Source organism: Lentzea xerophila, from assembly GCF_051094245.1.
Taxonomy (GTDB): domain Bacteria; phylum Actinomycetota; class Actinomycetes; order Mycobacteriales; family Pseudonocardiaceae; genus Lentzea; species Lentzea xerophila.
Genome location: NZ_CP194934.1, coordinates 3,819,145 through 3,838,508 on the forward strand (window position 1 = coordinate 3,819,145; position 19,364 = coordinate 3,838,508).

Consider the following 19,364-nt stretch of genomic DNA (forward strand, 5'->3'; position numbering starts at 1 on the left):
CGACATGAAGGTCAAGGGCGACGCCACCGCCGACGCCAACAACGCAGGCCGCCGCAGGGAACAACGCGGCTGGGTCTGGTATGACGTGGCCAACTCCGTGTTCCCCACCTCAGTGATCACCGTCTTCCTCTCGCTGTACCTCACGAGCATCGCGACCAACGCCGCCAAGGCCGACACCACGCTCAACGGGACCAACCCGTGCGCGAACGACAACGCCTTCGACCACTGCGACGTCACGATCCTCGGACTGCAGTTCCCCTCCGGCTCGCTGTGGGGCTACCTGCTCTCCGCCGCCACCGTGATCCAGGTCCTCGTGCTGCCCGTCATGGGCGCCATCGCCGACCGCACCCAGAACAAGAAGAAGATGCTCGGCTTCTTCGCCTTCACCGGCTCCGCCGCCACCATCGCGCTGGCGACCGTCGAAGGCACCAACTGGAAGCTCGGCGTCTTCTTCTTCGTCATCGCGAACATCTGCTACGGCGCCAGCGTCGTCGTCTACTACGCCTTCCTGCCCGAGATCGCGACCCCCGACGAACGCGACGCCGTCTCCAGCCGCGGCTGGGCCTTCGGCTACCTCGGCGGCGGCGTCGCCCTCGCGATCCAGCTCGGCATCACCCTGTCCGCCGACGCCCTCGGCATCACCTCCGGCGACGCCGCCCGCATCGCGTTCGTCATCTCCGGCATCTGGTGGGCCGCCTTCACGATCATCCCGCTGCGCGCCCTCACCGAGCACCAGAACCCGCACGGCCGCGAACACGGCGCCTCGGTGGTCTCCGCCGGCTTCAAGGAACTCGGCACGACACTGCGGCAGGCCAAGGCCTTCCCGCTCACCCTCGCGTTCCTCGGCACCTACCTGATCTACACCGACGGCATCGCCACCGTCGCCAACGTCTCCGCCCAGTACGGCAGCGTCGAGCTCAAGTTCGAACAGCAGACGCTGATCACGGTGATCCTCATCGTGCAGTTCGTCGCGTTCATCGGCGGCGTCCTGCACGGCTTCGTCGCCAAACGCGTCGGCGCCAAGAAGACGATCCTCGGCTCACTGCTCGTCTGGATCGTCGTCATCACCGCGGCGTTCTTCGTGCAGGCAGGCGACGAGATGCAGTTCTACCTCGTCGCCGCCGGCATCGGCATCGTGCTCGGCGGCACCAACGCCCTGTCCCGCAGCCTGTTCAGCCAGATGGTGCCGCCCGGCCGCGAAGCCCAGTACTTCTCGCTCTACGAGGTCGGCGAGCGCTCCACCAGCTGGCTCGGCCCGCTGGTGTTCGCGGGCGTCGGCCAGGCCACCGGCAGCCTGCGGCCCGCCATCCTCGCCCTGATCATCTTCTTCGTGGCGGGCTTCGTCCTGCTGATCTTCGTGCCCGTCCGCCGGGCCATCAAGGCCGTGGGGAACTCCGAACCCGCACTCGTCTGACTCAGGTCACGTGCGGCGTCGCTCGCGAGCGACGCCGCACCGGCCCGACCACGGCGAGCACGAGCAACATGGCCAGCGCACCCGCCGGCACCACGAGCGCTCCCACCGGCACGACCAGGTACAGCAACGGCACCAACTGCAGCAACGCGAACAACGACAACGCCCGTCCCAGCACGAAATCACCGCGCACGAACGCCACCACCCGCACCACCACAGTGATCAACCCGATCGTCAGCATCCCGGTCCCCGCCGAGACACCGCCGATCACGCCGACCAGCACCGCTCCCCCGCCCCACCACAGCAGCCGCCGCGCCGGCGGAACCGGCGCCTCCCGGTGGAAACCCAGGCACAGACACGCGAACGTCACCAGCGACGGCAGCTGGAACACGCTCCACGTCAGCAGGTACCCGGGCTGCCCCAGCGAGACCAGCGCGATCAACGCGGGCGCTGCCGCGGCCACCTTCGCGAGCGTGCGCCGCCCGTTCAGCAACGCCGCGAACGCCACCACCGGCCCCAGCTCCAGCACCCACCACCACGGTTCGGGCGACTGGTACGGCCGCCCGAACCCGACCACGACCCTCACGACCGCCGTCATGGCGTAGAAGATCCCGAGCAGCAGCCCGAGCATCCCCAGCGCCCGCACCACCTCGCCGCGCCACACCACCTTCGCCGGCACGCTGGTCACGACCGCGCCCGCCGCCAGGTGCGTGCGCACGGCGAGCCCGAGCACCGCCCACGTCTCCCCCCACCCCGGCCAGCTGTGCTCCAGGTCGAGCTCGTCGGTCCGCTCGGCCAGGAAGATCCCGACCATCTCCTCCTCGCGGTCCCGCCGGTACCACTTCGGCAACACCCGCAGCAGCGTCCGGTACCGCCGTTCCAGGTTCCTCATGCCCGACCCGCCCATGCCTGGACATCCCTCCCCCTCAGCACCGCCGACGCAGCCCGCACGTTCGCGCTCAGCCTCGCGACCTCCGCCTGCAACGCCCGCACACCGGAGTCGGTGAGCTTGTAGTAGCGCCGCAGCCGGCCCTGGTGCACCTCCTCGCGGTCGCGCTCGGCGAGCCCGTCCGCCACCAACCGGTCCAGCACCCCGTACAGCGTGCCCACCCGCAACACCATCCGTCCCTCGGACAGCTGCTCGACGGCCTGCACGATCGCGTACCCGTGCAACGGCTCCTCCGCGAGCGCGGTGAGCACGAGGAACGTCTGCTCGGACATCACTCGACCACTCATGCCGCTGAATATATCGCGGCGCGAGCTATATCGGAAACCGGTACTTCGTCGCGGCGTTGGTGGTGCGTGTCCGCGCCGGCTATCCCGACGCGGACACTGAGTGCTTGATTTTAGGCAACACTGAAGCTATTGAGGATACTGGCGGGAAGTTTGCCGAGGCGTTCGCGCTGCGGGAAGTCGCCGACGGGGACCCGCGTCACCTCCCGGCCGGTGCGGTAGTCCACGACCGATACGGCGTCCAGGTTGGACAGCGTCACGAAGCAGTGGTTGCCGTCGACGCTGGTGAGCGACCAGTACGGCAGCGCCCCCACCGGGTAGTGCACGTAGCTGTCGACGGTCAGGCCGGGCCGGGAGACGATCGCGGTGTAGTCGTCGATGGTGCCCGCCATGCAGAGCTTGTCCGCTCCCCCGCTGAGCGCCATGCCGTGGTGCGCGGAGTTCTGCGGGTACTCGTCCTCCTTGAGCTTGCGGCCCGCCTCGCTGAACGGCATCTGCACGGTGCGGGTGATCCGCCCGTTCACGAGGTCGAACTCCGCGAAGCCGTTGAGGTAGGACAGCTGCAGGTAGAGGGTCCGCTCGTCCGGCGTGATCACCGAGGGCCGCACGCCGTACTCGAAGTCGTAGGACCGCACCTTCTGCAGTGTCTGCGCGTCGACGACGGTGATGCGCTTGGCGCCCTTGGCCCAGTTCATCCACTTCGGCAGGACCGGGTTGCCGATGCTCATGTTGTAGATGCGCTCGCCGTTGGGCGAGTACATGTTCTCGTGCGGATAGGCGCCCGTCGCGAACGAGCCGAGCACACGGCCGTTGGCGACGTCGAGCACCTGGGCCTTCTCCGCGGTGATCGCGGAGATGACGTACTTCGTCCCGTCGGGCGACAGCGTGGCGTGGTCGGCCTTGAAGCCGTCGAGCTGTGTGCGCCACTTCTGCTGACGTGACGCGACGTCGAACGCCACCGCGTCACCGAGGTTGCCCCGCGAGACGATCAGGGTGCGGCCGTCGGGCGTCAAGTGGGCGTCGTCGACGAACTTGTCCCCCACCTGACCGCGGATCACCTCGTAGGCGGCGCGGCGGATCGGGTCCATCTCGTTGATGCGCTGCTGCTTGTCCGCGGCGACGTCGAGCGTGCCGACGTTCGCGAACGTGCGGCCGTCGAGGAACGTGACGGTGCCGGCCACCGAGTTGCCGACGATGACGACGTCGCGCAGTGGGTCGGCGGCGTGCGCGGCGGGTGCCGCGGTCAGCCCGAGGCAGACCACGGCCAGCAGGAGACGTGCAGGGTTCATCGCCTCTGGTCCTTTCCGATGCGTCGTTGCGGTAGACACCTGAAGGATTCTCACGTCTGGGTTCGGGCGGGACCGCCGTTCGTGCGAAGTACGTGTGCGTCAGTCAACACTGAAGTTATCGAGCAGCTCGATTCCAAGGGATGTTTCGAGCTTCGAGGCACGGGTATGTCATGACGGAAGTACCAGGTCGCACGAGGGAGATGACGCGATGGCGAGGGATGGACCGCGGGAATTCCTCATGATCGGGATCCAGGCACTAGGGTGACCCGCCGTGGACGCCCTGACCGATCCGACCGACGCCCTCTCCGCTGTACCTGTCGCGGGCTCACGGCGCTCGACGCCGGTGGTGGGACACCTCAAGTTCTTCTTCGGCCCGATGGACTGCGGCAAGTCGACGCTCGCCCTGCAGATCGACCACAACAACTCACGCCAGGGCCGGCGCGGGCTGCTGCTGGTGCGGCACGACAGGTCCGGGCGGCCGCGGATCTCGAGCCGCATCGGCATCACGCGCGAGGCGGCCGAGATCCGCGACGACGATCTCCGCCGCCTGGTGCGAGCGGAGTGGGCCGAAGGCCGGCGGGTGGACTACCTGATCGTGGACGAGGCGCAGTTCCTCTCCTCCGAGCAGGTGGAGCAGCTCGCGGAGCTCGCGGACGACGTCCAGGTCGACGTGTACTGCTTCGGGCTCGCCACGGACTTCCGCGGCGAGATGTTCCCCGGTTCGCGGCGGCTGTTCGAGCTCGCGGACGAGCTGAAGGCGATCCAGGTCGAGGTGCTGTGCTGGTGCGGGGTACCCGGGAGGTTCAACGCGCGGGTGCGGGCCGGACGGGTGATCCGTGCCGGGGACACGGTTCTGGTCGCGGACACGGTTCCGGACACGGAACAGCATCGATCGGGTACGGAGAGCAACGGTGTAACCGATACCACGGAAACTACTGTCCGCTACCAAGTGCTCTGTCGGCGTCACTTTAGGTTGGGCGACCTCGGCCCTGACGTCGCACAAAGTGGTCAGCTTCGGTTGGCCTAGGCGGTTGTCCACCGCCCCTGTTGGGCCATTAGAGTGACGCATGACCGCAGTAGCTTGATAACGCGTCACGATCCTGTGGCGATCGCATCCATTAGTAGGAAGCCTTCGTTGACGAGTGAACGACGTCACTGTGGGCGACCATGAGAGCGAACCGGAAACAAACGGAGCAATCCGGGCGTTGCACACGGTGAGCAAGAAGCCTGGGCCCCGGCCCTGAGCCGAGCGAAAGGACACCGCCATGGCCGACCGCGTTTTGCGTGGCAGCCGGCTCGGAGCAGTCAGCTACGAGACCGACCGCAACCACGATCTCGCTCCGCGCCGGGCAGCGCGGTACGCCTGCCCGAAGGGACACGACTTCGAGGTCCCGTTCTCTGACGACGCCGAGTTGCCGCCGACCTGGGAATGCCGCCTCCACGGCACCGAGTCGAAGATCATCGACGGGGTCGAGCCGGAGGTGAAGAAGATCAAGCCGCCGCGCACGCACTGGGACATGCTCCTGGAGCGCCGGTCGATCCCGGAGCTGGAAGAGCTGCTCGACGAGCGCCTCGAAGAGCTCCGCGGACGCCGCACCCGCACGGCCTGATCCTCGGCGAGCAGGTCACACACGCCCTGAGCCGTCCCGGTCTCCCGCCGGGACGGCTTTTTGCGCGCCTGTTGCGGGTGCCTGGGAGGCCCGTGCGGCCCCTGTGATCAAGTTCCGGCCCCACCACACCCCGGCGGCCGCCAGAACCGCCCAGATCGACAACGCGACGATCGAGCGCGGCGAGCCGAGATCGCTCAGCGCGTCCCCCAGCACCGCGGCGAGCACCGTCGAGGGCACCAGTCCGAGCGCGGTGCCGAGCGCGAAGTCCCTGCCTTCGACCGAGGTGACACCCGCGCCGTAGTTCGCCAGCGTGAACGGCAAGATCGGCAACAGTCTGATCACGAGCGTCGCCTCGATCCCGCGCCGCGCGAAGACCTCCTCGAGGACGCGCAGCCGCTGCCCCAGCCAGCCCTTGACCGTGTCCCGGCCGAGCCGGCGAGCGACGGTGAACGCGATCAGCGCGCCCGCCGTGAACCCGGCGATCCCGAGCACGCTCCCCCACCCCACGCCGAACAGCAGGCCCGCCGCCGTGGCGAGGACCGGTTTCGGGAAGAACACCGCCGTGCCGAGCGCGCACACCACGAGGAACACGACCGGAGCCGCGTTTCCCGCTCCGTCCACGAGCTCGCGCAGACGTGCGCCGTCGGGGAGGTCGACGAGCTGGGCCGGCACCGCCAGCGCGACGACGAGCAGCACCAGGAGGATCGGGCCCGCACGTCGCATCAGACCAACGTACCGGGCGAGCTGGAGCGCATGACCGTGCCGCTGCCCTCCGGCGGGACCATCCCGCGCTCGGCATGGGCACCTGGATGATGGCCGGAAGCCCCCCTCGCCGCGCCTCCGAGATCGCCGCGCTGCGCGCCGGCCTCGGCCTCGGGCTCACGCTGATCGACACCGCCGAGATGTACGGCGGCGGCGCGGCCGAGACGCTCGTCGGCGAGGCGGTCGCGGACCGCCGTTCCGAGGTGTTCCTCATGTCGAAGGTGCTGCCGCCCCGCGCGTCCACCGCACGTCCTGCACACCCAGCGGCCTTCTCTTTCGGTCCCCGCCGAAATCCGGGTGGTCGATGTGCGGCAGTCCACACGTTCGCAAGGGGCGAACCCGCCGGTTCGGCCCGGTCGACTACCGGCCGCCGCGCTACCTCTTCCGATCGATCACAAGTCTCTGAGCCGGTCCCGCGCCGAGAAGTCCGCCTCGTTCTTCAGCGGGGGACGGGGGCGGAGCGAGTCCAGCGTGTCCTGGTCCTCGTGCCTGACGGAGCCGATCAGCTGACCGTCCGGGTAGAAGAACCCGACCTGGAGCCGCTGGATGCGGTCGTACTGGTCCTGGGGCAGGTTGACCATGATGTCGTTCAGGTGGGGAAGCACGTGGTCCCGGAGCGCGTTGAAGCTCAACACCTCCGGGGGAATCTGGATCCAGAGTTCCCCGGAGGTCCGTGTCCAGTGCGCCCAAGCGGTCGGCGGCGGCCTTCATCGAGTCCGCGATGCCGTGGACGATGCCCAGCTGGCCGCCCTCGACCTTGACGACCTCACGTCCCACCACCGGCTGTGCCGGGTTGGTCCCCTCGGGTACGGCGACCAGGCCCACGCCGGAGTCCGCGCTCACCACGGGAAGCGCCGCTCCCCCCGGCGTGAACGACAGGGCCATCGACGACAGTTGCGGGCTCACGCCCGCCGCCGTCATCGTGCGCAGCCAGTCGACGTAACGCTGCTGCTCGGCGGGCGGGACACGCTCGAAGATCGCGTGCGGCGAGTTGTCCGAACCCATGGGGAGCCAGCCGTGCTTCGAGGCACGCCACTGCCCTCCCGGCACCTCCGGGGTGTCGGTGGGCGGCTCGGGGCGGTCGTGCGGAATGATCTGGTCCGCGTCTGGGTCCCGGTCCGCCACGCGCCCGATCCCCCTGGCGTCGCCGGCCTCGGCGGTGGTGTCCACGCCGGACTGGCCGCCCCACGAGCGGACGAGCTCTTCGAGCTTGGCCGTGGGGGACGCCAGGGAGCGGGTGGCCTGCTCCCTGGCGTCCCGGACCTGGCGCTCGACGGCCGACACCGGACCGCTGTAGGACCTGACCAGGTCGCCGGCCTGCGCCAGCGCGGTCGCCGTCATCCCGCCCTCGATCGCCATCGACTGGTGGGCGAGTGACGTGAGCCGCCGCACGAGGTCTGCGACCAGGTCGTACGCGGCGGACCTGCCGTGAAGCGACAGCGGTCGCGCCGTGGTCCGCGGCGGCGACCGCGGTCCGGACCGCGTGCCTGAATTCGCCGAGGGACGCGCCGAAGCCGCTCGCCCGTGCGCGGTAGGCGTCGGCGGCGGCTCCGCGCCACTGCCCGGTGTCCTTCGCGACGGCCTCGCCGAGCTGCCGCTGGACGCGGTCGGCGCGGTCGGCGACCCCAGTCCACGCCGTGACGAAGTCCCCGACCAACTGCGCGTTGCCGGCCATCCGGTCGAGCACGCCCTGGAGCGGCGCGACCAGCGGCACGAGGTGGCCCAGCCCGGCCCCGGTCAGCGCGTCAACGGGCCGCATGGTCGCGGACAGGGCGCGCAGGTCGGCGTCAGACACGGCGCAGTTCCGCCGCGTTCGCCGTTTCGACCTCGTCGATCCGCGCGGCCGAGGCCGCCACGCCCGCCGCGGTCGCGTCCAGCGCGGCGGCGCCCGCGCGCAGCGCCCGCTGAGCGGCGTCGGCCGCACCGATCAGCCCGACGCCGAGCGGGAGGCCGATCTCCCCGAGCGCGTCGCGGGTGACGGTGCCGGCGTCCGTGCCCGCCTGGAGGTCGTCGGTGATTCGACGCAGCACGCGGGCGTGCCGCGTCAACGAGTCGGTGACCGCTTCGAACCCCCCGGCCATGTCCTCACCTGCCCACGTCGAACACGGCCGGGCTCTCGTCCCAGTCGTCATCGGCGGGCGGCCCCTGCCGCTGGTCCGGCGGTGGCAGTTGACGCGAGGCCGGCCGGTGGTCCAGCGGTGGTTCGGGGAACCGCTCGCGGGCCGCCGCCACCAGCAGGTGCGTGTTCGCGTCGGTCTCGCCGAGGTTCGCCGCGGCGGCGTCGCGCACCAGGTCCGGAATCCTGGCCTGCGCCCGCCTCAGCGTGGACATGATTTGCGCGGACAGTTCGTCGAAGGGCTGCTTCCGATCCACCAGCCGCAGGTCGGTGAGCACCCCGGTGGCCGACACCGTCAGGCGCACCGTCCCGTCCCGGGACACCTCGGTCACCGAGATCTGCTCGGCCCGCTCGCGCAGCCGCTGGTACGACGCCGCCGTCTCGGCCACAGCCGCCACCCAGTCATCTCCGCCGGCCACACGCACCCCCTGCGTCGTTTGGCTGCGGCCAGTCTCACGGCTCTCGCGGAACAGCAGGTACCGCTGAACGGCCGACGATCTTGACCTGGTGCGACCGGTCCGGCGCGGAGACGTGCTGGTCGCAGGCGTCATCGCCGACACCGTGAGCACCCTGGTCGGCACCATCGGCACGCACATCCGGCCAACCTCATGCCCGACCGGCGACTACGCACCAGACCACGCGTAGTCAACGCGCGATCTCCAAGTACACGCCAAAGGCGCGTGAGCCGGGCTCCGTGAGACGCGCGTCCCACTCCCACGCCGGGCTTACGGCCCGTTCGCTACCGTGGACAGGTCTTGCCTATCAGACAAGAGGAAGCGAGGTGAGCGACACATGCCAGGCGACAGTAGCCAGCGCAGGTCCGTACACCTCGCACGCTCCAGTTCTGGCGTGTGACCGCACACCCCTGTACGCAAGGGGAGTCACACGATGCACGTTTTCGACATGACGCTGCGCATCGCCGAGAGCATGGGCCTCGGCGCGTTGATCGGTTTCGAGCGGCAGTACCGCTCGCGCATGGCGGGTCTGCGGACCAACGCCCTCGTGGCGGTGGGGGCCGCGTTGTTCGTCCTGCTGTCCGCGCAGAGTTTCGACGGCCAGGGCGACCCCACGCGGGTCGCGGCACAGGTGGTGTCCGGGATCGGGTTCCTCGGCGCGGGCGTGATCCTGCGCGACGGCCTGTCGGTCCGCGGACTCAACACCGCGGCCACGCTGTGGTGCGCGGCCGCGGTGGGGTCACTGGCGGGTGCCGGGCTGCACGCCGTCGCGGCGGCCGGCACGGTGGCGATCATCGCGGTCAACGTCGGCCTGCGGGAGCTCGGCCGGGCCGTCGACCGCAAGGACGAGGAGGGCTAACGCGGTTGGTACGTCAGGCAGTTCGCGTGGTGGGCGCCTGGGCCCTGGCCGACCCGCACGCTCTGTGCCGTGCACTCCAGTGAGGCGTTGTGCACGCAGTCGGTGCGCGAACAGGCGCCGACCTGCGCGATGACCTTGTCCAGGCCGCCCTTCGTGCCCAGCGGGATGAAGGTCCCGCAGTCGGCCGCACCGTTGTCGCCGCGCACCGTGATGGCGAAGGCGTGGCAGCCGTCGTGGTTGTAGGAGCAGTCGCTCACGGTGCAATCGTGGACGGCGGGCATCGCCGGGTTCTCGAGAGTGGTCATGTCCGCTCCTGCCGTGGTGGGAAAGGTTCGGTAATCCGGACCATGCCACCGCGGCAGGGGCCCCGCAATTCGAGATTAATTAGGCGAGCCTATCCTTCAACAATCATTTCAGGCGTGGCCCGGAACGTGCCGCGAGAACCGCCGGATGCGTTCTTCGCGCGGGTCGGCGATCATCTGACCAGGAGTTTCGTGCTCCACCGCGCTTGATCGCTCCCCTGCTGCAAGGTTTCACAGCGCACGGGCGGGCAATATCCACACGTTGCCCGTGTCCCACCGGAAAGGGCGGGAATCAGCGCGTCCCTCTGACGGCCCAGGCCTTGGCGGTGAGCTCGATCGGGCCTTCCGCGGGCAGCCGGGACCGGAGCAGGTCACGCACCGCGTCCACCTGTTCCGGCGGCAGCTTCGCGACGTAGGCGGGCGCCGCGCCCGTACCGCCCAGGAACGGCTCCCAGAAGTCGGCGAAGTCGCGGAACACCGTCGGCACGACGATGCCGGTCACCTCGACGTTGTGCAGGCCCGCGCCGGTCCACAAGGCGCGCAACGGTTCAGGGCCGCTCACCTCGCTGAACCGCGGGCCTTCGTCGTGCGCCGCCGCGGCCGGGTCCACGTCCTTCGCGGCGTCCCAGAACAAGCGCATCATCTGCATGCCGCTCGTGTAGTCCCACAGGTACGAACCCACGTACGAGCCGGCGCGGGCGAACTCCCCCACCGCGCGGGCCACGTCGGGCACGAACGTGAGCACGAGCCCGCTCACCACGACGTCGGCGGTCCGCCCGCCGAGGTCGGTCGCGTCACCGATCTCGAACGTCGCACCGGGCACGCGCCGCCGGGCGCGGTCGAGGAAGCCCTCGGACGGGTCGATGCCGGTGACCGAGGCCGGTCGGGCGTGCGCGAGCACGGTCTCGGTCAGGGCGCCGGTACCGCAGCCGACGTCGAGCCACGTCCGGCCGGGCGGCACGTCCAGCCAGCGCAGGAACTCCACCGCGACGGGCCGGCTCCACCGGCCCACGTACCGCTCGTAGGCGTCACCGAAACCCCACACGCGCCGAAACTAGCGCAGCGACCTGCCCGGAGCGAGCCCGGAATTTCGTGCGACGCTTGCTTTCGGTTGAGTCTCTTCGCAGCCCATTTCAGGCAACGTGGCTGTGCGGTTTCCGGTGACGCGCGTAGCCGATTTGCTCACATGGCGACGACTGAAGTCTTGCCGCCATCCACTGTCAACACGGCGCCCTGAATGTAGGAAGCCCGGAGTGAGACGAGGAACCGGATGGCCTCGGCCACTTCTTCGGGCTTACCGCCCCGGCCCGCCGGCACGCCGGCGAGATATCCCCCGTACATTTCGCGCATGTGCTCGTTGACCGGGGTGAGGATATAGCCGGGATCGACGGAGTTGACCCGCACACCGCGTGGCCCGTATTCCGCGGTCCACGATTTCGTCAGCATGTTCAGGGCTGCCTTCGCCGCCTGGAAAGCACTCGTTCCCGCGGCCGCCATCGTGGTGCTGAGGCTGCCGACGTTGACGATCGCCCCCTGTCCACGCCGGGCCATAGCGGGCGCGAACGCTCCGGTCAGGATGTAGGGCGCCTTCACGTTGAGGTTGAACGCGGTATCGAACATTTCGTCCGTCGTGTCCTCGGTCGGCGCGAAGCCTCCGCCGCCGGCGTTGTTGACCAGCACGTCCAAGTTATCGCCGTCGAGGATCTCGTTCACTTCTGCGACCAAGCCGCGTACCGCCGCGGGGTCGCTGAAGTCGGCAATCAGATCGAACGCTCGCCCTCCGGCGGACTCAATCAGTTTCCGGGTCTCGGCGGCTCGGTCTTTGTCGCGGCCACAGACCACGATCGAGTATCCGTCCTCGGCCAGTCCCAGGGCTGTCACTCGCCCGATCCCGCTCGTCGAGCCGGTGACCATTGCCCACGAGCCCGGCACCTTTTCGTTCAACGACAACTTTTTCTCCCTGTACGAACCAACAATCACCTGCATTTCCCACGCTACCCGTCCGAGCCGCTCATGATCCTTCACCGCCCCACCGGGTGCCTGCCCCGGCGGAATAAACGGGGGCTGGTCCGGTTAAGCTGGATGACACGTCAACCAACTAGGGGCGGGTGTGCTGTGAAGATCGCTGTTCTCGGTGCGGGCCACGTCGGTCCCGTCATCGCGCGCCTCGCCCTGGCTGCGGGCTACCCGGTGGCCATCGCGGGGTCCGGTGATCCGTCGCGGATCGAGATGATCACCGAGTTCCTCGCGCCGGGAGCGGTGGCGCTGTCCGCCGCCGACGCCGTCGCGGACGCCGGCCTGGTCGTGCTGGCCATCCCGTGGCACCGCTTCGCCACGCTCGAACCGGGGATGTTCGCGGGCAAGGTCGTCGTGGACGCGATGAACCACTGGCCGCCCGCCTCGGCGCCGTCGGGCACGAGCGAAGAGGTGGCCGCGCGGCTGGTGGGCGCGCAGGTCGTCAAGACCCTCAACCACGTCGCCTACCAGGACATGGAACCCGCCGCAGGGCGCGCTCTCGGGGTCGCCGGTGACTCGCCGGCCGCCGTCGAGGCCGTCGTGTCGTTCCTGGAGCGCATCGGGTTCGACCCGGTGCCGGTGGGACCCCTGGCGGCGGGCCGGTTGCTGGAACCCGGCAGCCCGGTGTTCGGTGCCGCCGCCCGCAGGCCGGAATTCGAGAAGCTCGAGATGCTCGCGAAGGAGCAGTCATGACCACCACGTTCGGACTCGACACGTTCGGCGACGTCACCCAGGACGCCTCCGGCACCCCGCTCACCCACGCCCAGACCATCCGCAACCTCGTCGACCAGGGCGTGCTCGCGGACGAGGTCGGCCTCGACTTCTTCGGCATCGGCGAGCACCACACTCCCGACATGCCGCTGTCGGCCGCCGACGTCGTGCTCGCCGCGATCGCCGCCCGCACCTCCCGCATCCACCTGGGCTCGGCCGTCACCGTGCTCAGCTCGGACGACCCGGTGCGCGTGTACCAGCGGTTCTCGACGTTGAACGCCCTGTCCAGCGGCCGCGCGGAGATCATCCTCGGCCGCGGGTCCAGTGTGGACTCGTTCCCCCTGTTCGGCTACGACCTCGCCGACTACGAGGACCTGTTCGAGGAGAAGACGAACCTGTTCGCCGAGCTGCTCAAGGGCGGCCCGGTGACCTGGCAGGGCAAGACCCGCGCGCCGCTGCACGAGCAGGACGTCGTGCCGTTCACCGAGCCGTTCCCCACCTGGATCGGCGTCGGCGGCAGCCCGCAGTCCGTCGTGCGGGCCGCCTCCTACGGCTTCTCGCTGATGCTCGCGATCATCGGCGGCAACCCGGCGCGCTTCGCGCCGTTCTCCGAACTGTTCACGCACGCGCTGGAGAAGTTCGGCCACGCGCCGCAGCCGATCGGCATCCACTCCCCCGGCCACGTCGCCGCCACCGACGAGCAGGCGCGGGAGGAGTTCTGGCCGCACTACCTCGACCTGATCGGCCGGCTCGGCAAGACGCGCGGGTTCGCCACGCCCACCCTGGAGTCCTACGCCTACGAGGTGGGCCCGCAGGGTGCGCTGTTCGTCGGGTCGCCGGAGACGGTGGCCGCGAAGATGGCGCGCACGATGAAGACGCTGGGCGCCGGCCGGTTCGACCTGAAGTACGGGATCGGCGGCCTGCCGCACGAGTCCCTGCTGCGGACGATCGAGCTGTACGGGACCCAGGTGGTGCCGAGGGTGCGCGAGTTGCTGGCCTGACTCACTTCTTCGAGGACGCGTCGTTGTGGCGTGTTCCAGCGCGAACAGGACAAGGCGCTGCTTCGTCGGAGGTCACGCCGCGAGCGCCTGCGTTGGAGTGAGCCTGGCGGCGCGGATGGAGGGGTACAGGCCGGCGGCGGCGCCCACGACGAACGCGGCGAGCACGCCGGAAGCGAGTACCGGCAAGGGGATGACGAGCGGCCACCGGTGCAGGGTGGCGTAGCCGGCGACGCCCAGTGCGCCCAGTGCGGTGCCCGCTGTGCCGCCCAGGCCGGAGAGCAGGACCGCCTCGGTGAGGAACTGCGCGCGGATGTGGCCGCGGGTGGCTCCGAGGGCACGGCGCAGGCCTATCTCGCTGCGCCGTTCCAGTACGGAGATCACCATCGTGTTCGCCACGCCGACGCCGCCGACGAGCAGCGCCACGCCCGCCAGGCCCAGGAACAGCGCGCTGTAGGAGTTCTGGGTGGCGCGTTTGGCCGCCAGCGCGTCGGACGGGCGGCTCACCTGCACCAGGCCGGGGATCTCGCCGTAGAGCGTGGCGGGCAGGACCGCGCGGACGTCCTCGATGGACTCCTCGCGCGCCTTGACGTACACGACCGTCGGGTGGCCGTCGAACCCGAGGTGGGTGCGGGCGGCCTCCCAGCCGACCAGCACCGAGCGTTCGATCTCGGGCGCCAGTGGCATCGGGCCGAGGACGCCCGTGACGGTGAACCAGCGGTCTCCCACGAACACCGCGGGCTGCTCCCCCACGTCCGGGATGCCGAGCCGCTGCGCGGCGACGCTGCCGAGCACGACCGAGGGGAAGTCCGGGCGCGGCAGGAACTCGCCGCTCCGGACGTGGCCGTTCACCGTCTCGAGCAGGCCGGGGGTCGCGGCGAGGACGGTGATGTCGGAGCTGTGGCCGGGGTCGAGCAGGTCGTTGCGGCGGACGCGGGCGTGGGTGTTGGCCACGGCCGCGGCGGAGGTCACCGGGCCGATGCGCTGGACCATCGCGACGGAGGACTCGGGCAGCAGGACCGGGTCCTCCTGGCGCTGAGTGGGCTGGGCGCGCAGGAGGTTGGTGCCGAGCGCGGTCAGCTCGTCGAGCAGGGCCTGCTGGCTGGAGGCGGGGATGCCGGTGACCACGATGACGGTGGCGATGCCGAGCGCGATGCCGAGTGCGGAAAGGGCGGCGCGGAGCCGGCGGGTGCGGATGCCGAGCGAGCCGACGGCGAGGAGGTCGGCGGGCGAGAGGCGGGTCATCGCACGCTCCCGGTGGCGGGGCGCGGGAACCGGACGGTCGGGGAGTCGTCACGCGGGTCGACGCGGGCACCGCCGGTGACGGCCGTCTGCCCAGCACTCCCGGTGATTTGGCCGCCAAGCCCAGCGCTCTGCTCGCCACTCCCGGCAGCCTGCCCACCACTCCCGGCGGCGGAACCCGTGTCGACCACGATCCGCCCGTCCCGCAGCTCCACCCGGCGCGGCAGCGACGCGGCGATGTCCCGGTCGTGCGTGATCAGCGCGATGGTCGTCCCCTGCCCGTTCAGCTCTCTCAGCAACTCCAGCACCGCACGCCCGTTCGCCGTGTCGAGGGCACCGGTGGGTTCGTCGGCCAGCACGAGAGCCGGGTTGTTCACCACGGCACGGGCGATGGCGACGCGCTGCCGTTCACCGCCGGAGAGCTGGGCCGGCCGGTGCTCGATCCGATGCCCGAGTCCGACGCGGTTCAACGCCTCCACGGCCAAGCCTCGGCGGTCCTTGCGCCGCACGCCCGCGTACAGCAAACCGGTGGCGACGTTCTCCGCCGCGCTCAGGGCCTCCGACAGGTGGAACTGCTGGAACACGAACCCCAACTGCCTGCCCCGCAACGCCGACAACCGGCGGTCCGACAGGCGGGAGACGTCCTGGCCGTCGATCTCCACCGTGCCCGACGACGGCAGGTCCAGCGTGCCGACCAGGTGCAGCAGGGTCGACTTGCCGGAACCGGACGGGCCGACGACCGCGAGCAGCTCCCCCTCGTTCACCTGCAACGACACGGAGTCCAGAGCCGTGACGCCGCCGGGGTAGGTCTTGCTCACCGAGCGCAGCGCGAGCACCGGGGTCACTGGGCCGTCACCACTTCGAGGCCCTCGACGATGCCGTCGCCGGAGATCTCGACCTGGTCCTGCGAGTACAGGCCGGTCCGCACGGCCTTCAGGCCGCCGTCGGCCAGTTGCACGGCGTACCCGCCCTCCTTCAACGCCACGAGCGCTGCCAGCGGCACGGTCAGCACGCCGGTACGGCTCTCGGTCGTGATCTTCAGGCCGACCGGGGCGGTGTCCAGGTCGCCCACGTCCGCCGGGTTGCCGGGGGTGACCACGATGTCGGCCTTCGGGCCGCCGCCGTTCTCGCCGGCGGCCGCCGGGGCCACCGAGGTGACCTTGCCGGGGATCTCGCGGTTGTCCGGGCGCACGATCACCACGGGCATCTCCGCCTTCACCGCGCCCGCCTCCCCCGCCGGCACCTGCGCGGTGACCAGGCGGGTGGTCGGCGTGAGCTCGAACAGCTCCTCCACCGCGGGCGCGCCGAGCTGCGCCTTCACCGCGTTCACCCGCATCGGGCGGTCCAGCACGATCACCCGGCCGGGGGCGAGCACGCCGTTCTGTTCCACGCCGACGGCCTTCTGCCACTTCTTCAGAGCCTCGACCACACGCGGGGTGAACTCGGCCTTGGCGGCGTCACGGGATCTGGGGCCGACCTGGTAGCCCAGCGCCGCGAGGTTGTCCACCAGCACGGCCACGTCCGAGCCCTTGAGGCCCGGCGTGTCCAGGGCCCGGAACATGGGTGTCGCGCCGAAGAACACGACCACCGGCTGGTCGTCGACCCGGTAGAGCTCCTTGCCGAGCTCGGTGGCCTGGCCGACGGCGGGGAGCTTCGTGACGGTCCCGGTGCCGCCTTTGACCGGGCGGGCCGCGCCGAAGCCGAGCTGTGCCTGCAGCGTGCGGGTGTTCGCGAGGTCTCCCTTCCGCACGGTGGTGGTCTCCGCCGCGGGCGGCGGGGCCGCGGCGGGCTCGGCTGGTCTGCCGCGCACCAGCAGCACCGCGGCGGTGGCGACCACGGCGAGCAGAGCGGCCGCGATGAGGGCGTTGCGCATGCGGTGGATCTTCGGAGGCGGTTGTGAGGATCCTGTGTCGAACCCGTGACCGCGCGAAGGGCGTCCCTATGATCGGCTGGTGAGCGCTCTCATCCTGGTCGCGGAGGACGACGAGAACCAGGCCGAACTCATCCGCCGTTACCTGGAACAGGACCACCACCGGGTGCTGGTCGTCCACGACGGACGCGACGCGGTGAACGTGGTCCGGGAGCGGCAGCCCTCGCTGGTGGTGCTCGACCTCATGCTGCCCGGGCTCAGCGGCCTGGACGTGTGCCGCGCGCTGAGGACGGGCTCCGACGTGCTGGTGCTGATGCTGACGGCGCGGTCCACCGAGGACGACCTGCTGCACGGGCTCGGGCTCGGCGCGGACGACTACATGACCAAGCCGTTCAGCCCGCGCGAGCTGGTGGCGCGCGTGCGGACGTTGCTGCGGCGCCGCCCGGCGGACAAACCCGCGCCGATGCTCAGGGTCGGGCCGATCGTGGTCGACCAGCTCCGGCACGAGGTGACGGTGCGCGGCGCGCTGGTCGAGTGCACACCGGGCGAGTTCGGGCTGCTGGAGGTACTGGCGTCCGAAGTGGACAGAGTGTTCAGCCGCGAGCAGTTGCTGCAGCGGATGCACGGCATCGACAGCTTCCTGACCACCCGCACGATCGACACGCATGTGAAGAACCTCCGGCGCAAGATCGAGACCGACACCCGCACGCCCGAGCACCTGGTCACCGTCTACGGCATCGGCTACAAGCTCACCGCGGGACGTCCCGATGCGCCGTAGCGTCTTCACCCGGTTGCTCGTGGTCGTGGTGCTGATCGCGGTCTGCTCGATCGCGACGACCGCGTGGCTCGCCGCCGGGCTGACCGAGGCCTCGATCGCCCGCGAACAGGGCCGCGAGCTGGCCTCCGACCACAAGATCTACACCACGCTGCTCGCCTACGCGGCCCAGCACCGGGACTGGTCCGAAGTGGACCTCTACGTCACGTCCCTGGTCGCCGGGCACCCCAACCGCCGCATCGCCCTGGTCACCAAGGACGGCCGGACGATCACCGACCACGGCGGCAACGGCGGCCAGCTCCCGGCCACGGCCGCGGCGGTCGTGGACCCGCTGACCGTCGACCCGGTGCTCGTGCCGGACGCACCGGCCGACCGGATCGACAAGCGGGTGCTGGGACCGTTCCGGACCCCGATCGACTTCCGGGTCAAGGAGAGCACCCCGACCCTCGAGTGCCTGCGCGCCAGGAAGGAGCGGCCGGGCCTCGACTGCCGGGAGGAGAGCCTGCTGTTCGACACCGCCGCCGACTTCGCCGCGCTGCTCGCCCTGGAGGAGCTGGTCAACGCCTGCCTGGCGCGCAAGGCGCTACCGCCGGTGGACCTCGACCCCGACTACACCCCGGCTCGCAAGCAGTCCGTCGCCGTGCCCCCGGACGAACCGGCCGTCTCCGCGTGCGTCACCGCTGCCCGCAAGGAACAGCTCACGCCGTACGTGGCGCCGCCGGTGCTGCTGTACCTGACGAACCCGACCGGCCCGCCAACGGCCGCCATCTCCTTGTCCGGCAACGGCTGGCAGGTCGCCGGCGCCGCGGCGGGGGTGCTGCTGGTGGCGGTCGGGGTGGCGGCGTACGCGGGGGCGCGGATCACCCGCCCGCTGCGGGCGTTGACGGCGGCGGCGCAGCACATGGCGGGCGGCAGTGACATCCCTCCGGTGCCGGTGCGGGGCCAGGACGAGATCGCGGGCCTGACCAGGGCGTTCAACACGATGGCCGCGAACAGGGCACAGCTGGAGCAGGCGCGCAAGGCGATGGTCAGCGACGTCGCGCACGAGCTGCGCACCCCGTTGAGCACGATCCGGGGCTGGCTGGAGGCGGCCGAGGACGGGGTGAGCGACCTCGATCCCGCGCTGATCACGTTGCTGCTCAAGGAAGCGCTGGTGTTGCAGCACGTCGTGGACGACCTGCAGGACCTCGCCGTGGCCGACGCCGGTTCGTTGCGGCTCACCGTCGCACCGGTGCCGGTCGCGAGTGCGCTGGAGCAGGTTCGCGCGGCGCACGAGGCACGGGCCGCGCAGGCCGGTGTCATGCTGTCGGTGTCGGCCGCCCCCGGACTCGTCGTCACGGCGGACGCCCTGCGGTTGCGGCAGATCCTCGACAACCTCGTCGCGAACGCGCTGCGCTACGTGCCCGCCGGCGGGTCGGTGACGGTCGGCGCGGCGGCCGGCGACGGTGCCGTGGTGATCACCGTGACCGACACGGGCGCCGGTATCGCCGAGGAGGACCTGCCGCACGTGTTCGACCGGTTCTGGCGGGCCGACAAGTCGCGGAGCAGGACCACCGGCGGCAGTGGTCTTGGCCTCGCGATCGTGCGCAAGCTCGTCGAGGCGCACGGCGGAACCGTCGATGTGACCAGCACAACAGGCGTCGGGACCAGGTTCACCCTCCGATTGCCGGAACTCACCTGATACTGCCAGCGTTAGACCGCTGGAGAGGAAACCG

At 70.3% G+C, this 19,364-nt stretch carries 23 protein-coding genes and 2 pseudogenes; 12 read left to right on the forward strand and 13 right to left on the reverse strand.

The window, feature by feature from the left end; translation table 11 throughout:
* The first annotated feature begins 4 nt into the window (after nt 1–4).
* Nucleotides 5–1,414 (forward strand): MFS transporter, encoded by a 1,410-nt coding sequence (locus tag ACRSBM_RS18220; protein ID WP_434444713.1) that lies wholly within the window; start codon nt 5–7, stop codon nt 1,412–1,414.
* A 1-nt stretch (nt 1,415) separates the two neighbouring features.
* On the opposite strand, the gene ACRSBM_RS18225 is transcribed toward ACRSBM_RS18220, so the two are convergent.
* The 3 genes from ACRSBM_RS18225 to ACRSBM_RS18235 form a co-directional block, all read right to left on the reverse strand.
* Complete coding sequence (locus tag ACRSBM_RS18225) at nt 1,416–2,303, reverse strand: hypothetical protein (RefSeq protein WP_434444715.1); 888 nt, start codon at nt 2,301–2,303, stop codon at nt 1,416–1,418.
* Nucleotides 2,300–2,647, reverse strand: coding sequence for a PadR family transcriptional regulator (locus ACRSBM_RS18230; RefSeq protein ID WP_434444716.1), 348 nt, complete (start codon nt 2,645–2,647; stop codon nt 2,300–2,302). Before ACRSBM_RS18230 ends, ACRSBM_RS18225 begins: the two co-directional genes overlap by 4 nt.
* Nucleotides 2,648–2,757: 110 nt before the next feature.
* Entirely contained in the window at nt 2,758–3,933 is a 1,176-nt protein-coding gene (locus ACRSBM_RS18235) for a YncE family protein (protein WP_434444717.1), read from the reverse strand.
* 271 nt (nt 3,934–4,204) lie between these two features.
* On the opposite strand from ACRSBM_RS18235, the gene ACRSBM_RS18240 reads away from it, so the two are divergent.
* A complete protein-coding gene (locus tag ACRSBM_RS18240) occupies nt 4,205–4,960 on the forward strand; it encodes a thymidine kinase (protein ID WP_434444718.1) in 756 nt (251 codons plus the stop codon).
* 238 nt (nt 4,961–5,198) lie between these two features.
* Nucleotides 5,199–5,543, forward strand: a complete 345-nt coding sequence (locus tag ACRSBM_RS18245) for an RNA polymerase-binding protein RbpA (RefSeq protein WP_065919117.1) — start codon at nt 5,199–5,201, stop codon at nt 5,541–5,543.
* 15 nt (nt 5,544–5,558) lie between these two features.
* Here the strand turns inward: ACRSBM_RS18245 and ACRSBM_RS18250 are convergent, their stop codons facing one another.
* Nucleotides 5,559–6,266, reverse strand: coding sequence for a TVP38/TMEM64 family protein (locus tag ACRSBM_RS18250; protein ID WP_434444719.1), 708 nt, complete (start codon nt 6,264–6,266; stop codon nt 5,559–5,561).
* An 89-nt stretch (nt 6,267–6,355) separates the two neighbouring features.
* On the opposite strand from ACRSBM_RS18250, the pseudogene ACRSBM_RS18255 reads away from it, so the two are divergent.
* A pseudogene (locus ACRSBM_RS18255) lies at nt 6,356–6,475 on the forward strand (aldo/keto reductase); the annotation flags it as partial.
* Between the two features lie 222 nt (nt 6,476–6,697).
* Here the strand turns inward: ACRSBM_RS18255 and ACRSBM_RS18260 are convergent.
* Nucleotides 6,698–6,937 (reverse strand): hypothetical protein, encoded by a 240-nt coding sequence (locus ACRSBM_RS18260; RefSeq protein ID WP_434453510.1) that lies wholly within the window; start codon nt 6,935–6,937, stop codon nt 6,698–6,700.
* A 41-nt stretch (nt 6,938–6,978) separates the two neighbouring features.
* Between ACRSBM_RS18260 and ACRSBM_RS18265 the strand changes: the two genes are divergently transcribed.
* Both ACRSBM_RS18265 and ACRSBM_RS18270 read left to right on the forward strand, forming a co-directional pair.
* On the forward strand, nt 6,979–7,248 hold the full coding sequence (locus ACRSBM_RS18265) for a hypothetical protein (RefSeq protein ID WP_434453511.1): 270 nt from the start codon (nt 6,979–6,981) through the stop codon (nt 7,246–7,248).
* Nucleotides 7,249–7,322: 74 nt separating this feature from the next.
* Entirely contained in the window at nt 7,323–7,682 is a 360-nt protein-coding gene (locus tag ACRSBM_RS18270; protein ID WP_434444721.1) for a hypothetical protein, read from the forward strand.
* Between the two features lie 410 nt (nt 7,683–8,092).
* Here the strand turns inward: ACRSBM_RS18270 and ACRSBM_RS18275 are convergent, their stop codons facing one another.
* Together ACRSBM_RS18275 and ACRSBM_RS18280 are read right to left on the reverse strand one after the other, a co-directional pair.
* Entirely contained in the window at nt 8,093–8,386 is a 294-nt protein-coding gene (locus ACRSBM_RS18275) for a hypothetical protein (protein ID WP_434444723.1), read from the reverse strand.
* Nucleotides 8,387–8,390: 4 nt separating this feature from the next.
* The gene (locus ACRSBM_RS18280) at nt 8,391–8,819 is read right to left on the reverse strand and encodes a YbaB/EbfC family nucleoid-associated protein (RefSeq protein WP_434444725.1); all 429 of its coding nucleotides are present in this window, start codon (nt 8,817–8,819) and stop codon (nt 8,391–8,393) included.
* 109 nt (nt 8,820–8,928) lie between these two features.
* Between ACRSBM_RS18280 and ACRSBM_RS18285 the strand changes: the two genes are divergently transcribed.
* A complete protein-coding gene (locus ACRSBM_RS18285) occupies nt 8,929–9,066 on the forward strand; it encodes a hypothetical protein (protein WP_434444728.1) in 138 nt (45 codons plus the stop codon).
* A 243-nt stretch (nt 9,067–9,309) separates the two neighbouring features.
* On the forward strand, nt 9,310–9,735 hold the full coding sequence (locus tag ACRSBM_RS18290) for an MgtC/SapB family protein (RefSeq protein WP_434444729.1): 426 nt from the start codon (nt 9,310–9,312) through the stop codon (nt 9,733–9,735).
* Here ACRSBM_RS18290 and ACRSBM_RS18295 read toward each other — a convergent pair.
* From ACRSBM_RS18295 to ACRSBM_RS18305, 3 genes are all read right to left on the reverse strand, one after another.
* Nucleotides 9,732–10,040, reverse strand: coding sequence for a DUF1540 domain-containing protein (locus tag ACRSBM_RS18295; protein WP_434444730.1), 309 nt, complete (start codon nt 10,038–10,040; stop codon nt 9,732–9,734). The genes ACRSBM_RS18290 and ACRSBM_RS18295 overlap by 4 nt on opposite strands.
* A gap of 289 nt (nt 10,041–10,329) precedes the next feature.
* The gene (locus tag ACRSBM_RS18300; RefSeq protein ID WP_434444732.1) at nt 10,330–11,082 is read right to left on the reverse strand and encodes a class I SAM-dependent methyltransferase; all 753 of its coding nucleotides are present in this window, start codon (nt 11,080–11,082) and stop codon (nt 10,330–10,332) included.
* A 137-nt stretch (nt 11,083–11,219) separates the two neighbouring features.
* Nucleotides 11,220–12,062 carry an SDR family NAD(P)-dependent oxidoreductase gene (locus tag ACRSBM_RS18305; protein ID WP_434444733.1) on the reverse strand — a complete coding sequence of 281 codons (843 nt, stop codon included), beginning with the start codon at nt 12,060–12,062 and terminating at the stop codon, nt 11,220–11,222.
* Nucleotides 12,063–12,152: 90 nt separating this feature from the next.
* On the opposite strand from ACRSBM_RS18305, the gene ACRSBM_RS18310 reads away from it, so the two are divergent.
* Complete coding sequence (locus tag ACRSBM_RS18310; protein WP_434444734.1) at nt 12,153–12,746, forward strand: NADPH-dependent F420 reductase; 594 nt, start codon at nt 12,153–12,155, stop codon at nt 12,744–12,746.
* Complete coding sequence (locus tag ACRSBM_RS18315) at nt 12,743–13,765, forward strand: LLM class flavin-dependent oxidoreductase (protein ID WP_434444736.1); 1,023 nt, start codon at nt 12,743–12,745, stop codon at nt 13,763–13,765. Before ACRSBM_RS18310 ends, ACRSBM_RS18315 begins: the two co-directional genes overlap by 4 nt.
* Before the next feature lie 72 nt (nt 13,766–13,837).
* Here the strand turns inward: ACRSBM_RS18315 and ACRSBM_RS18320 are convergent, their stop codons facing one another.
* The 3 genes and pseudogenes from ACRSBM_RS18320 to ACRSBM_RS18330 form a co-directional block, all read right to left on the reverse strand.
* On the reverse strand, nt 13,838–15,007 hold the full coding sequence (locus ACRSBM_RS18320; protein ID WP_434444738.1) for an ABC transporter permease: 1,170 nt from the start codon (nt 15,005–15,007) through the stop codon (nt 13,838–13,840).
* 170 nt (nt 15,008–15,177) lie between these two features.
* A pseudogene (locus tag ACRSBM_RS18325) lies at nt 15,178–15,849 on the reverse strand (ABC transporter ATP-binding protein); the annotation flags it as partial.
* Nucleotides 15,846–16,877 carry a peptidoglycan-binding protein gene (locus ACRSBM_RS18330; protein ID WP_434444740.1) on the reverse strand — a complete coding sequence of 344 codons (1,032 nt, stop codon included), beginning with the start codon at nt 16,875–16,877 and terminating at the stop codon, nt 15,846–15,848. The gene ACRSBM_RS18330 and the pseudogene ACRSBM_RS18325, both read right to left, overlap by 4 nt.
* A 79-nt stretch (nt 16,878–16,956) precedes the next feature.
* On the opposite strand from ACRSBM_RS18330, the gene ACRSBM_RS18335 reads away from it, so the two are divergent.
* Both ACRSBM_RS18335 and ACRSBM_RS18340 read left to right on the forward strand, forming a co-directional pair.
* The gene (locus ACRSBM_RS18335; RefSeq protein ID WP_434444741.1) at nt 16,957–17,652 is read left to right on the forward strand and encodes a response regulator transcription factor; all 696 of its coding nucleotides are present in this window, start codon (nt 16,957–16,959) and stop codon (nt 17,650–17,652) included.
* The gene (locus ACRSBM_RS18340) at nt 17,642–19,330 is read left to right on the forward strand and encodes a HAMP domain-containing sensor histidine kinase (protein ID WP_434444743.1); all 1,689 of its coding nucleotides are present in this window, start codon (nt 17,642–17,644) and stop codon (nt 19,328–19,330) included. Before ACRSBM_RS18335 ends, ACRSBM_RS18340 begins: the two co-directional genes overlap by 11 nt.
* The last annotated feature ends 34 nt before the right edge of the window (nt 19,331–19,364 follow it).